The 13,937-nt window shown below is 58.8% G+C and carries 10 protein-coding genes and 3 pseudogenes; 7 read left to right on the top strand and 6 right to left on the bottom strand.

The window, feature by feature from the left end; all coding sequences use genetic code 11:
- Positions 1-92 precede the first annotated feature (92 nt).
- Positions 93-455: a hypothetical protein gene (locus AB4Y35_RS39300; RefSeq protein ID WP_368708581.1), complete on the top strand. Its 363-nt coding sequence runs from the start codon at positions 93-95 to the stop codon at positions 453-455.
- Between the two features lie 323 nt (positions 456-778).
- Here AB4Y35_RS39300 and AB4Y35_RS39295 read toward each other — a convergent pair.
- The 5 genes and pseudogenes from AB4Y35_RS39295 to AB4Y35_RS39275 all read right to left on the bottom strand — a co-directional run.
- Positions 779-1,186, bottom strand: a pseudogene (locus tag AB4Y35_RS39295) (transposase); the annotation flags it as partial.
- A 237-nt stretch (positions 1,187-1,423) separates the two neighbouring features.
- Positions 1,424-2,773 (bottom strand): group II intron reverse transcriptase/maturase, encoded by a 1,350-nt coding sequence (gene ltrA / locus AB4Y35_RS39290; RefSeq protein WP_368692090.1) that lies wholly within the window; start codon positions 2,771-2,773, stop codon positions 1,424-1,426.
- A gap of 109 nt (positions 2,774-2,882) precedes the next feature.
- Positions 2,883-4,430: pseudogene (locus AB4Y35_RS39285) on the bottom strand (IS66 family transposase).
- Between the two features lie 51 nt (positions 4,431-4,481).
- Entirely contained in the window at positions 4,482-4,796 is a 315-nt protein-coding gene (tnpB, locus tag AB4Y35_RS39280; RefSeq protein ID WP_368708582.1) for an IS66 family insertion sequence element accessory protein TnpB, read from the bottom strand.
- 30 nt (positions 4,797-4,826) lie between these two features.
- On the bottom strand, positions 4,827-5,243 hold the full coding sequence (locus AB4Y35_RS39275) for a transposase (protein WP_368692091.1): 417 nt from the start codon (positions 5,241-5,243) through the stop codon (positions 4,827-4,829).
- A gap of 387 nt (positions 5,244-5,630) precedes the next feature.
- On the opposite strand from AB4Y35_RS39275, the gene AB4Y35_RS39270 reads away from it, so the two are divergent.
- The 4 genes from AB4Y35_RS39270 to AB4Y35_RS39255 all read left to right on the top strand — a co-directional run bounded on the left by AB4Y35_RS39270 (position 5,631) and on the right by AB4Y35_RS39255 (position 8,830).
- The gene (locus AB4Y35_RS39270; RefSeq protein ID WP_368692092.1) at positions 5,631-6,224 is read left to right on the top strand and encodes a hypothetical protein; all 594 of its coding nucleotides are present in this window, start codon (positions 5,631-5,633) and stop codon (positions 6,222-6,224) included.
- A 98-nt stretch (positions 6,225-6,322) separates the two neighbouring features.
- Entirely contained in the window at positions 6,323-7,759 is a 1,437-nt protein-coding gene (locus AB4Y35_RS39265; RefSeq protein WP_368692093.1) for a DDE-type integrase/transposase/recombinase, read from the top strand.
- The gene (locus tag AB4Y35_RS39260) at positions 7,756-8,613 is read left to right on the top strand and encodes an ExeA family protein (protein ID WP_368692094.1); all 858 of its coding nucleotides are present in this window, start codon (positions 7,756-7,758) and stop codon (positions 8,611-8,613) included. The genes AB4Y35_RS39265 and AB4Y35_RS39260 overlap by 4 nt, the downstream gene beginning before the upstream one ends.
- 1 nt (position 8,614) lies before the next feature.
- Positions 8,615-8,830, top strand: a complete 216-nt coding sequence (locus AB4Y35_RS39255) for a hypothetical protein (protein WP_028231560.1) — start codon at positions 8,615-8,617, stop codon at positions 8,828-8,830.
- A gap of 509 nt (positions 8,831-9,339) precedes the next feature.
- On the opposite strand, the pseudogene AB4Y35_RS39250 reads toward AB4Y35_RS39255, so the two are convergent.
- Positions 9,340-9,870 (bottom strand): annotated as a pseudogene (locus tag AB4Y35_RS39250) (IS5 family transposase); the annotation flags it as partial.
- A gap of 440 nt (positions 9,871-10,310) precedes the next feature.
- Between AB4Y35_RS39250 and AB4Y35_RS39245 the strand changes: the two are divergent.
- Both AB4Y35_RS39245 and AB4Y35_RS39240 read left to right on the top strand, forming a co-directional pair.
- On the top strand, positions 10,311-11,426 hold the full coding sequence (locus tag AB4Y35_RS39245) for a glycerophosphodiester phosphodiesterase family protein (RefSeq protein ID WP_368692095.1): 1,116 nt from the start codon (positions 10,311-10,313) through the stop codon (positions 11,424-11,426).
- Between the two features lie 32 nt (positions 11,427-11,458).
- A complete protein-coding gene (locus tag AB4Y35_RS39240) occupies positions 11,459-13,840 on the top strand; it encodes a pectinesterase family protein (RefSeq protein WP_368692096.1) in 2,382 nt (793 codons plus the stop codon).
- Positions 13,841-13,937 lie beyond the last annotated feature (97 nt).

The raw sequence follows: 13,937 nt of genomic DNA, 5'->3' as shown, positions 1-13,937 counted from the left end.
CCGGTCCAGAGCGGCCTGCCATGCACAGTAAAGTCTCGTGTACGGAACCGAGTGGTGCAAGCGTCTAGGTCGGGAAAAGTACCGGCAGGCCTGTGAAGGAAATCGGCCCGTGGCTATCCCCATCTGCTGGATACCGGTTACGGTTTTCTGTCACGGTTAGTTCTGCAACGGATTACGCGTCGTTCTTGACCACCGGGCGCCCGGGCAAGACGACCATCGACCCGCGCCAATACCGGACGCTGCATGGCGTTGATGTTCCCGTGTCAGACGCGCTCGAAGAGCGAGGGGGAAAGTGGACGATGCTGAACACGCCGGACCATACGTTCGAGGCACTCGCGCGCGGCGACGTCAAGGGCTTTCTGTCCACGCAACCGGAACCGGTTGTCGATCGTTGGCAGTGCCTGAGCGTGCGAAAGAGAAAGGATACGAGGACGTTTCCAGCACTCGAACTTTGATGTGCCGTGGATGCACTGCCTGGCCCACCATGCGCGGCTGCGCACCGAGCGGCACTCGGAAAAATCTCATCGAATCAAACGTTTATCAGGTATTCAAGCTTTACGAGACTTCCTCGTACGATTTTGGACTCCAGGAGAGGACTCATATTTCACGCTTAGGGAAGGTCTGCACAACACGCTTTCAGAGCACTGATCTTCTTCCACGTTGGGCGTATCAGCCGTAAGCGTCTGCTGACAGGTTGGTCGTCTGGCTTTTGAAGCATGATGACCTTCGTTTTCCGATACTCACGGCCTGCCCCCGAGCGTTTCACGCCTTGTTCAAAGCGCCTGCGCGACATCCAAAGGTTGCCCAGCGCAAACAGTGTCGTGATCTGCGCGGTGTTCTTCACCAATCCTCGGTACTGCGTCTTCGTATAGCCAAACTGCTGGTTGAGCACGCGGAACGGATGTTCAACCTTGGCGCGCACGCCAGCCTTCAGGCGCTCAATCTGGTTGTATATCGCGTCCAGACGATTGTTCAGGTCCAGTTGTCGACGCTTGCCTGGTCGCATCGCGACATGCCAGCGTACCGGGTTCGCCTGACAGCACTTCTCAATACCCTGATATCCGGCGTCAGCGTACACATCCTTTTCCTGGCCGTGCAACAGCGCTTCGGCCGCATTGATGTCGTGGACGTTGGCCGCCGTACCAATGACGGTGTGAACCAGACCCGACTCTGCGTCCACGCCGATGTCGGGTAAGCGCGTGCTGTTGCCAGCACGCCCCCCCCCCACGAACCGGACGTGCGAGTCACCCCGCATCCGGCTCAAGCCATTCACCAGCACCAGCGTTGGTACCGGGCAATCAATCGTCAGTCGCGGCTCGACGACGGGCAAAGTAGGACGACCACGCAGGGTCACACGGATTGGCCTGGCCACGTACCTTCACCTGACGAACAATCGGAACCGCCGCAGCCCGGAGCAGCCGGGTTACACCCCGTGGGCTTCGGACCGGGCAGTAAACGCCCAGGTACGGTTCCCCTCTACGTGGAAGTATTTGTGTTTCACCCAGCCCGCGCCTTTCGTGGGGTCCCGACGCATCGCCCATTTCCACAAGAGGCGCCAGATGTGAGCATCTATCGACGTAAAATGAGCTTTTGAGACCACATGACGGTGATACATGGCCCAACCCCGAATCACCGGGTTGAGCTGTACGATCAGATTCCTCTGTGTGGCGCTCCCGTGCTGCCTCACGATTTCCCTCACCTTCTCCAGAAGTCCCTTCACACTTTTGTTGGCCGGTTTGATGAGTAGCTTACCCGCGTACTTGCGGACATTCTGCCCAAGGAAATCGAACCCATCGGCAATATGGGTGACTCTGGTTTTCTCTTCTGAGAGTTCCAGACCCCGAACGACCAAGAATTGCTTAACCGCAGGGAGTACGTTCTGCTCCAGAACGTCTTTCGACACTCCAGTCACAACGAAGTCGTCCGCATACCGGTTAACGTTGATCTTGAACTTTCGGCGCGCGCGTTCCGTCGGTCCCACGCTTGCATCTACTGCCGCTTCCGGTCCGTCCAGCGTCATATTCGCGATGACGGGCGAGATGAGACCTCCCTGCGGAGTTCCCGCCTCAGTCGCGAACAGGGTTCCTCCATCGATAAATCCAGCCTTAAGCCATTGTTGCAGGACCACCTTATCCATCGGAATGTGTTGAAGAATCCAGTCGTGACTAAAATTATCGAAACAGCCACGTATGTCTCCCTCCAGAATCCACTCCGGCGACTTGCGCTTGGCCAGAGTGGTAAAGCAGCATTCGATAGCATCGGTAGTCGAACGTCCGGGCCGAAACCCGTACGAGTTCGGATCCGCCAGGGTCTCCGCCATGGGCTCCAACGCGAGCTTCCATAGTGCCTGCATTGCTCTGCACAGCATGCGGGGAATTCCGAGGGGACGCTTCTTGCCATTGCTCTTGGGGATGTAGACGCGACGAAGCGGCAACGCACGATAACCGTGGTGTTGCATTGCTTCCATCCCTTTCCATCTGGCCGCCGGGGTCGACCAGAGCTTGCCATCTATACCCGGCGCTCTCTTGCCGCGATTCTCAGTCACTCGTTTCACGGCTAGCATCTTGCCGCTGTGCGAGCGGGTCAGCAGACGCTGCAGGGCTTTGACCTTGCCCCATCTGCCTTCCTTGGTTGCCTTGGCGATACGCACCTGAAGTCGCTTCACCTCATCCGTGATGCGAGGCCAATCAGCCTGAAGCCACATCTCTGTGGGACGCGAGGGTGCACCAGCTCCGATTGCCCCTGCTTGCGCAGTGCCACCAGTTACCGTCATCTGCCTTCCCTCGTATAACGATTAATCAAGTTCTCTCGCCATGAATGACCACGCGGAAGCGTTCGAATGAGGCCGTAGTTCCGGGAGTTGACGGGCGCGGAGGGAGCGGCTATCGAATGGGCCTGGCCCTCGCGGCCGCAGGCAGGTGCGGTGCGACGTTCCAGGGCAGCAGCTCGTCGATGCGGTTGGCCGGATGCTCGGCAATGTGCTCGAGCACGTAGGCGAGATACGCTTCGGGGTCCAGACCGTTCAGACGTGCGGTCCCAATGAGGGAGTACATCGCTGCCGCCCGCTCGCCTCCGCTGTCGGAGCCGGCGAACATGAAGTTACGGCGACCAAGAGCGACCCCTCTTAATGCCCGCTCGGCAAGGAGGTTATCGATTTCCGCACGACCGTCGTCGCAGTAGCGCACGAGCGCCGGCCAGCGGTTCAGCGCGTACTGGATCGCTTTCGTCGTGTCAGATTTCGCCGAGAGCGTGACGAGCGTCGCCTCGAACCAGCGTTTGAGGTCATCGAGCAACGGCAACGCCTGCGCCTGGCGCACACCGCGACGTTCATCCGGTGGCTTGCCGCGGATCTGTTCCTCGATGGCATAGAGCGCACCGATGCGGCGCAGGGCTTCCTCTGTCAGCGTAGTGGGTCGTACTGCGTGCAGGTCATGGATTTTCCGCCTCGCGTGCGCCATGCAGGCAATCTCCTGAATCCGGCCGTGACGATACAGTTCTTGGAAGCCAGAGAACCCGTCGGCCTAAAGCAGTCCCTCGAACTTCGCGAGATGCTGCTGCGGATGTTGGCCCGACCGGTCGGGGGAGAACGCAAACCAGACAGCCGGCGTCTCTATCGAAGCGCTGTTGCGATCGTCGCGCACGTAGACCCAGAGGTAACCGGTTTTGGTGCGACCGTTACCCGGTGCCAGCACCGGCAGCGGTGTGTCGTCCGCGTGCACCTTGACACCGCCCAACACGTAGCGGCGCACCGCGTCGACCAGCGGTTTGAGCAGCCACGTCAGGCTGCCCAGCCAGTGCCCCATCATGCCGGGCTCGATCTGGACGCCGTCGTGCGCGTACATGACCGACTGCCGGTAAAACGGAACGTGGTACATGAACTTCGATGCGACGACGTGGGCGAGCAGTCCCGGGCCCGGCATGCCACGCTCGATGGGACGGCTGGGAGCGGCCGCCTGCACGATGCAGTCGCAGCACGCACACGCGAGCTTCGGACGGCGGTGGCGGATGACACGGAAGTGCGCACGCACGTATTCGAGTTGCTCGGCGACGTCCTCGCCCAGCAGCTTGAGTGTGCCGCCACATTCGGGGCAGTTTTCTGCAGCCGGCAGATGAACACGCTCGTCGCGTTCGAGGTGGGCGGGCAGCGGTTCGCGAACGGGAGCTTCGCGGTGTGCTCGTGTTTTCTTCGGCGCCGCTGCGGCGGCTGCCCCCTCGTCGGCCTGCAGGTCTTCGAGCTGCAGTTCAAGCTGCTCGATCTGGCGATCGAGCTTCTCCGACTTGCGGCCGAACTGCATGCGGCGCAGCTTCGCGATGGTCAGCTTCAGGTGCTCGATTTCGATGGCGCGCGATGAGAGCTGCTCGCGCAGATTGGCAACCATCGCCTTGAGCGCGTCAACGTCATCGGGAAGATCGGCGGCCAGAGCAGACATTCAGCCAGTCTACACGGCGCAGCCTTGTAGAGCCCACCACGTAATGAACGTTTACAACGCGCTGCGCGGGCGCACCGCTTCGACTGGCTGCCGCCAGTCGAAGCCTTCCAGCAGGAGGGATAGCTGCGCGGTCGTCAACGCAACGACGCCGCCATCGGCACGTGGCCACGCGAAACGTCCTTTTTCCAGACGCTTCGCGAACAGACATAGGCCACCATCACACCAGTAAATCGCCTTCAGAAGATCGCCGCGGCGCCCTCTAAAAACAAAGACATGACCCGAGTATGGGTCACGGTCGAGCACCGTCTGCACTTTCACCGCCAGGGAATTGAAACCGCAACGCATATCAGTTGCGCCCGCAGCAATCCAGATCTTCGTATTGCCCTGGCAATCCGATCATTTCAGGCAATCCCGAAGAAACCGCTCGGCCAGATCCATCGACAGTCCACAGATTCGAACACGCCGCTTGCCGACTTCGATCTCCACTTCGCAACTTGCGACCGTGCCGACCGGTTGTCGCTCAGTTGCTGCCCTCGCAGCCGCATCGATAATATTCACCGGCAGCATCACAGCATTGTCAGCGCCCGGCACGTCACCCGTGTGTACGGCCACTGACACTGCAGCCTTAGCCTGCGCTTCGAGATACCGCCGCCGCCACTTAAACACCATGTTGTCGTTCAGGCCTTGCTCGCGTGCAATCTGCTCCACGCATGCTCCAGGCTTGAGCGTCATTTCGACAATCGAGCGCCGGAACTCCGGCGTAAAATTCGGGCGCTTGGGCGCCGCAGTTACCACTTCGTCCGACCTGTCCACAATAGAGTCCTCCAAATATTTGGTGGACTCTATGCTGCCCAGCTCTCGTCATGCTTTCACGACGGCCATGATCGAATGCTTACGACCACGCGGAAGTCAGCCCGCTTTCGCGTCGGGCGATGTTTCAGCCCGTATCCCGGCCGTTACAGCCAGGCGTTTGCTTTTTCCGCAATCCTCTACCCGCAGCGCTAACAGCGTTCCTCGCGGTTCGCCTGCCGTTTCCGGCAGCGCTACGGGCTTACCCTGGGCATGAGCACGCAAGTCGATGGGGATTCGGGGCGTTTTGAGCGACTTGCGTGATGTAGCTGAGGGGATCTCCCTCAGGCATCTTGCACAAACGACGCCCAAGGGAGAGTCTCGCGTTTTCCAAGACCCGAGACCTTTGCAGTGTGCCACACGAGTGCCCGTAATCCTGACTTCTACCGCCTGCTGCTGCGGATCGATCAAGACTTCGCCGAGCAAACCCGCTCGCAGCACTGCCGCCGCTGCAGAGGCGTTCTGCACAGCGCCCGCTATCGCCGCAAACCACGCGGCCTTACCCGGCAAGCCCGCGCCGAGTGCGGCGATTTCCGCTACAGCTTCTGCTGCGCCGAGTGCCGCCGTCGCACCACGCCGTTCTCCGTGCGCTTTCTCGGCCGTCGCGTCTACGTTGCTGCAATCATGGTCGTCGTCAGTGCCACGCGCGCCAGTGCCGGCACGGCTGCCGCGATGCATCAGCTCGGCGAGCTGGGCGTGCCGCGCGCAACGATCGCGCAATGGCGGCACTTGTGGCACTGGTGGCAGACCGACTTCGTCAGCACGCCGTTCTGGACGCTTGGGCGGGCGGCGTTCGTGCCGCCCGTCGAGACCGTGCAGGCGCCGGCGAGCCTGCTCGAGCGCTTCGCTGCGGCGTTACAGCCTGAGCCGCTGCTGTGCCTGCTGCGCTGGCTCTCGCCGCTCACCAGCGGCAGCGCCATGAGCACCGTGCATGAGGGACGGTAGCCGCCCGCAGAACTTCTCGCTCGCCCCCTCCGAACAGCGCTTGTAGTCTCGCCTCTCCCCTGAATCGCGGCGCGGTGCGCCGCATCTTTGGAGAACGCATGACTGAACTTCACGATCTACCCGTGCGGGATCGTTGGGCGCGCCTGCGCTTCGCGATCGTCGGCCCCTTGCTTGCAGCACCGCCCGAGTCGGGGCAACTGCGCGAACTCATCACCGCACTGGCCGCCAGACGCTGGCGTCATCCCGTCACTGGTGATGATATCCAGTTCGGCCGCTCGACCATCGAACGATGGTTCTATCAGGCCCGCAAGGCGCCACACGATCCGGTGGCGAGACTGCGCAACCGCAAGCGCCCCAGTGGCGCCGGCGCAAACCTGTCGCCTCAGACGGTACAGGCGATCCGCACGCAGTACCGCGAGCATCCCGGCTGGACCTGCCAGCTGCACTTCGATAACCTCAAGGTCACGCTCGGTGCGGCGAACCTGCCGTCGTACACGACCGTGCGCCGTTACATGCGTGCGCAGGGCCTGTTCCGGGAACGCCAGCCCCGGCACACGAGCGCCGGCGCGATGCTCGCGCGCGATCGCCTCGAGAAGCTCGAGGTCCGCAGCTTCGAGGTCGAGCAAGTCAACGCGCTCTGGCATCTCGACTTCCATCACGGCTCGCGCAAGCTGTTCACCCATGACGGCCAGTGGATCACGCCGATGCTGCTGTGCGTGATCGATGACCGCTCGCGCGTCGTCTGTCACGCGCAATGGTTTCTCGATGAGACTGCGCGCAGCCTGATCCACGGACTCGCCCAGGCGTTCCAGCGCCGTGGGCTGCCGCGCGCGCTGATGACCGACAACGGTGCGGCAATGCTCGCCGAGGAGACGACTGCCGGGCTGCTCGCGCTCGGCGTGCTGCACCAGACAACGCTGCCATATTCTCCGTATCAGAACGCGAAGCAGGAGACGTTCTGGGCGCGTATCGAGGGGCGCGTGATGGCCATGCTCGAAGGCGAGCCCAATCTCACGCTCGAACTGCTCAACCAGGCCACCCACGCCTGGATCGAGCGCGAGTACCATCACGCGCATCATTCCGAGATCGGCGGCACGCCGCTCAAGCGCTACCTGGCCGGTCCCGACGTGCGGCGCGAGTGTCCCTCCAGCGATGCACTACGGGCCGCGTTTCGCATTGACGTGACACGAACCCAGCGGCGTTCGGACGGCACCGTGAGCCTGGCCGGCACGCGCTTCGAGATCCCCTCAGCTTACCGGCACCTGCAGCGCGTACGCCTGCGCTACGCACGCTGGGACCTGAGTCGCGTCGATCTCATCGACGCCGACAGCGACGCCGTGCTGTGCCCGCTGCGACCACTGGACAAGGCCGCCAATGCCGACGGCCAGCGCCGTCGCATTGATGCCGTCATTGTCGAGCCGCCACCGGCCACTGCGCCCGGCATCGCACCGCTGCTGCGCCAGATGCTGGCCGAACATGCGGCAACCGGGCTGCCGCCGGCCTGGATTCCCGCTGACTGGCAGGAGGGCGCATGAGCCAACGCCTGCAAGCCCTCTACGGCCTGAAGTGGAACCCGTTCTCGCCGGAGCTGCCGCTCGAAGCGCTGTACGTGCCGCCCCGCGTCGAGAACTTCTGCTGGCGCATCGAGAACGCGCTCGTGCGCGAAGGCGGCTTCGCGATGATCCACGGCGAGCCCGGCACCGGCAAGAGCGTCGTCATGCGCGTGCTGGCCGAGAAGCTCGAGCGGCTCACCGATCTGATGGTCGTCTCGATCAATCACCCGCAAAGCAGTCTCGCCGACTTCTATCGCGAGATGGGCGACATCTTCAATCTGGAGCTCAAGGCACACAACCGCTGGGGCGGCTTCCGGTCGCTGCGCGAGCGGTGGCTATCACATCTGCAGAGCACGCGCCGACGTCCGATCCTGTTGATTGACGAGGCCCAGGAGATGAGCGCCGGCGTACTCAACGAACTGCGGCTCATGGCCAGCGCCCGCTTCGATTCGCAGCCGCTGCTGTGCGTGGTGCTCGCCGGCGATACGCGCTTGACCGACAAGCTGCGGCGCGACGAACTGCTGCCGCTGGGCAGCCGCATCCGATCTCGCCTGGCGACCGAGAAGGCCACGGTGGATGACCTGCTGGCCTGCCTCGATCATCTGCTCGCGAGCGCCGGCGCCCCGCAGCTGATGACGCCGCCGCTGCGCCACACGCTGTGCGAACACGCGCTGGGCAACTACCGCGTGCTCACCACGCTTGCCAACGATCTGCTCGCCACCGCCGCGCAGCGGGAATTGACCGAACTCGACGAGAAGCTGTACTTCGAGGTCTTTGCCCCGTCAACACCATCCTCGCGCCGAACGCCCGCACGTCAACCTAATGGAGCCCGATGACATGTCCCGTAAAACATCACCTCACAAACCCGATGCGGCCCGACGCCTGCCGTTGCCCGAACTCTCCGACGAGGCCGCCTACATGATGCAGTTCTTCATTGAAGACTTCTATCTCTGGTTCAGCCGCGCCTACGCTACCCAGATCCGGCGCTACCGCGAGCCTTGGTACCGCGGTCCGACGCAACCGCCGCATCAGGTCGTCGACGAGCCGTTCTGAAACAACAACGGGGGCTTCATCGCCCCCCGTTTTACTTCGTCCTTTCAACATCATTTAGCTTGCCCATTGCCCCATCGATTCACGTGCTCACGCTCACTTACCCTCCTTCCGCATGAATTTCAGAGCGGAGCGGATCCCTCCTATCCGCCGACGGCAGATTGTCCATGATGGCCCAGCTCACATAGGCCATGCCTCGCCGCGTGCCATTTTGGCTCAAGCCTGTCAGCACATTTGGCTTGTACAATGATGACGACGTTTAACGGAGGTTCACATACGTTGATCGTTGCCGCTCGTCCCTAGCCCCTCACCCCCCCTGTGCTGGCAGATTCCGCTTTCCCTCGCGGGTCGGCGTACCGAAATCAATCGGCGGTTACATTGTTCCCAGAGCTTCACACCGAGCTGTTACCGGCTCCGCATGTCTGGGTAGAGAACGGTTGATGGAACAACCGGTTTAATCACAACGGACAACTCGTTGAGTTAGACAGAAATTCAAGCGACTTTCAGGTCGCATGCGCCTTCATCCCGAAATACCATTGATTTCCCTTCTTCGTCTGGTGCATCTCCGCGTCTCGTTTGCCAGAGTCGTTTTTCGTCGAAGTGGGTGCGCTAATCAAGGTCGCATCGACCGCTGACCCTACCTTCAACATCAAGCCTTGTTCACTCAGGATCTCATTAACCACTGCGAGCATCTGCGCGGCCAGACTGTGCGTTTCGAGAAGGTGACGGAACCGCAGAATCGTGCTCTCGTCCGGCAAACGCGTCATACCTTCGCCCAGCCCCGCAAACTCACGAGACAGCGGCACGTCATAAAGCGCCTCTTCCATCGCCGGGTCTGACAGACCAAACCACTGCTGCATGAAGTGGATCTGCAGCATTGTCGCAACCGCAAACGGCGGCCTTCCAGTCTTACCCTTCGGATAGTGCGGTTCAATCAACGCAATCAACCTCGACCATGGCACCACGCGCCTCATCTCATCGAGAAATTCCCACTTGCGCGTGCGTTTCGTTGAAAGATCCAGACCAAGACCCAGCTGTGTCATCGACGAACTCCTTGGACTTGCCTATCCTCCAGGATAGGCCAACCAGTCCTCAATGTCAGGACTTTTGCAGACCTTCCTTAGATCGCACTTACAAATGAATCAATATTAGAAATTCTTAATCGCATAGAAAAACATTTTATATCAGTGCGGCTGGCAATTAGTGATACCGTGGTATTCATTTTGCATCGCATGGAGAATCCAGTTTTTTCGCCCTTGTGCGCGGCAATGAATTTGCGCAATTACAGCAATCCCCGTCTGGCCCTTGATGGCCGTCGGTGCCGACGATGATGGTCGTTGACGATCGGAAGTCAGAGATCTACACGTTCACTGGGCGGAGTTGCAGAGATTTAGCTCTTAACGGACTTCTAACGCGATATTGAGAACAGGAAATACTGAAAATTTCCTTGTTTTGTTATCAGTGCGGCAATGGAGGACGCGGCATGAATATAAAGATATTCGCAATATCCATGATTATGTCTTTTACGCCAGTAGCTGCCAGAGCGGATACTCCTTTACCGGTGATACCCTCCAGCTACGTAGTCGACAAAATTACTCAAAGGATGTTCGAGCCATCGAGTACCTCTTCCGATCTTGTCCTGCTGTCCGCCCACCGCGGATATTGGGAAAAATATCCTGAGAACTCGTCTTACGCCCTACAAGATGCTTGGAACCGCGGATACGAAACTGTTGAGATCGATGCGCGATTTACCGCCGATAAACAGGTGATTGTCGCGCACGATTTTAATATAGACCGTATTTCGACAGGATCTGGCGCGGTGAGCAGCCTAACATATTCGCAACTTAAGCAGGTCGATCTGAAGGATCGGCATGGAAAAGTGTTTTCAGATGCAAATGGTAATAAAGGAAAATTCTTGAGCTTCTCAGAGGTTTTGGATCTTCTTGAACAGTACGTCACCTCAGACGGACTAGGTTATGTCGTTATTGTTGACATCAAGACGGCGCCCGGCGGGTCCGGCCTGGAAATCATGCAGAAACTCCTGGACCTTATAGCTGCCAAAAATAATCCCTCACTAAGCAAGGCCGTTGTAATCAAGATCAACGCGAGAGATGCGGTTGATCTCGGGTCTGTACTGAGTCGAACTACATACAATCCCAACGTGAACGGCGGCTTGGTTCTCGTAGAAAATCCTGACGCCGACAACGTCAAGATATCAAATTATGATCCCAATCAGGACGTTAACTACGGTCAGTGGAACACCGCGCCATTCCCTATACAGTTCGAGATGAATCAATACTATAGAGGTGATGGTCTCGAAAATTACTTCCATTATGCAGATCAGCAAAAGGGATTTGCTACGTATATAGAAAGCAATCTATTTCCAGAAGGAGTGGCTACCGCAGCCGGAATGTGTTGCGTAGCTCACATCACGGACCCGAAGTCTACAGCGTCGGCCCCAATCATCCCGGATTATCGAGGTGATCCGGAGATGGCAGTTATAAATCCTACCAACCTGATAACAACAGACTCGGTCGATGCAGTAGGGGATATGCTGCAGGCATTGAGGCGACGAAATATCAACTTACTAAAGCGATAGATTATTCCTGTCTTTTACAAGGTGGCTCCGTCATGTCAAAGCTTTTTAGACTCTTTGTGCTGCATGGCACTGCAATTGCTGGGCTATATATAACCGCAGCATCCGCGCAGACATGCTCCAACGAAGCAGAATGCCGGCAATCGGCAGGTGCCAAGCAAATACAGTTACTAACACCTGTTGTAGTGCCAATACAATATGACTATCCAAAACTAATTATCCATAACCATGGGCCAGATTTCGACACTGACTATCAAGTTCCTAACGGAACAACGATAGTTTACGACTTCTACACGGATCGCAATTCCTTCAACCTTCCCAGCCAGACGTCGATTATCACGAACGAAATAGCGCGGCTCGATCCAGCGAAGGGTTTTACAATTCTCGTTATTCACCGGACCCGTGATAACTTCGCAGCGGGCGGGGGCGCATCGGTCTCGCTACTCAGTTCGGCGGATAATACGGCTTATGCCTCCTTCATGCTTGGGTCTCAACCAAGTGCTACAGGGCAGAAGTGGTCCTTTGGTAAAAGCTTGCTGCAAAGTAAGCGTCCTCAGACAGCTTACTGGCAAAAGCCTTGGGACATGAACATTCTCGGACCAACCGGAAGCTTCTCAGGTACCGAATGGGTTTATTACACGTTTACGCCGGACGGTAAGGTCAAAATCGATCTGTTTGCGCCATATACATACTCTCTTGCCTTCACGGCGTATCAGTGGGATGAGGCGGTACTTGACAGCGGCTTCCCGCACTTTGCGTACAAGGCTGGAGGGCCAACCTCACGACCAAATCAAGCTCCGTTCGGCTCTGTTGGCCCCTTGATGGTTGGTGCCGTGAATGTGCCTGGTCAAGGTTCTCCGACCCTTACTCCAGTCCAGGCTTTGCCAGGATTTGAACGTGCGGTCGTGTTCTCCGGGCCATTGTCCAATCGTGAGATAGTTGCCTTTCAAAAATCACTCAAGGGCAGCCTGTTTCTCGATGTCGACATGCTTCCCTGCAACAGCGGCGCTTTCCTCGCCGGAGAAATCCGCACGCCTTGTGGCAAGGGCAGTCCAGGCAATCCTCCCGCCGATGTCAGTAGCATCACTCCAGTTGGGCTAAATACCAATGTCGATCCCAAAGGGGTTACCCTAGCTGCCAACGACGGAGGGGGAGGTAGTTTTTCGACGATCAAGGCCGCAGTTGACGCGCTTCCGCCAAGCGGCGGCGTGATCCGGATCCCACTTGGCGTCTATACCGAGACATTGGACATTACGAAGCCGAACGTGAAGCTGATCGGCACCGGCACTGACGCATCGCAGGTTTTGATCACCGGCAATCACTCGGCGAACGCGACCGATCCGGGGACTGGGCAACCGTATGGAACGGCTGGCAGCTACACCGTGGCTGTGGACGCCAACGATGTCTACCTCAGCAATCTCACCATCCGGAATTCAGCCGATTACGAAGCTCCCGATTTTGGCGCCAAGGGCCAAGCTGTAGCCTTACGCTCGAACGGAGACCGGGATGTCTATCGAGCGGTACGATTACTTGGTGGCCAGGATACGCTGTACGTTAATGGGCCGGGGCGAGCTTATTTCAGCAATTGCTACGTCGAGGGAAATGTCGACTATATCTTCGGTAATGGTAAAGCAGTGTTTGATGGTTGCACTCTCAAGACCAAGATTCATGACGGCCTGATCGGTGAAGCGACGATTACCGCACAAAAGCGTGAGAGCGCCAGCGAGGCTAGCAGCTTCGGCTTCGATCACACGAAGAGCCCATATATGTCGAACGCTTGGCTAGGCCGTCCGTGGGGAAGTCACTCAACCGTCTACTTCCTCAACTCCACGATGGGACCGCAGCTTACCAGCGATGGCTGGATCGAGTTCATCCCGCCGCTGAACGGGCTGCCGGGCACTAACAATCTGCCGACCTCCACCTATCGTGAATACAATACGCGGTATGCCGACATGAATGGCCAAGGGGCCGCGCCGTTCGATATCGGCCAGCGCGAGACGACGTCGCCGAAGAGCAACGTCGCGCTGAGTTCGGCGGAGGCTGCCGCACTAGCACCTGACATTTATCTGGCTGGCACCGACGGTTGGCAACCTACCTTGGTGAGCGACGCCAGTCCGAACCTTGGGCAGCAGGTGCCAGTTCCCACTCCAGCCGCCGGGGGCCCCCAAGCCCCGCTGATCTCCGCAACGGTCGGCGGCAACGGCAACGTGCAGGTCACTTGGGCTGGCCAACCTGCCAATCCCGCAGAAACGGGTTATGTCATTACTGCGCGGCAACATGGCAAGAGTTGCGGACCGTTCCAGCTGCCGGCTTATGCTTATAGCGGGTATGTTGAAGTTGCCTTTAATGGCTCTGGTGCAATTAGCGCGGGGGCGAATCGGTTAAGGTGTCGGGCTGAACGAACTGAGAACCGATGATGAGCAAGCTGAAGAGCCTGGACGAACTGTTTGCTGGCCGTCACTTTGACCGCGATGTAATCATTCTGTGTGTTCGCTGGTACCTGCGCTACAAGCG

Origin of the sequence: Paraburkholderia sp. EG286A (genome assembly GCF_040965375.1) — a bacterium.
Classification (GTDB): domain Bacteria; phylum Pseudomonadota; class Gammaproteobacteria; order Burkholderiales; family Burkholderiaceae; genus Paraburkholderia.
This window is presented reverse-complemented; position numbering and strand designations above follow the sequence as displayed.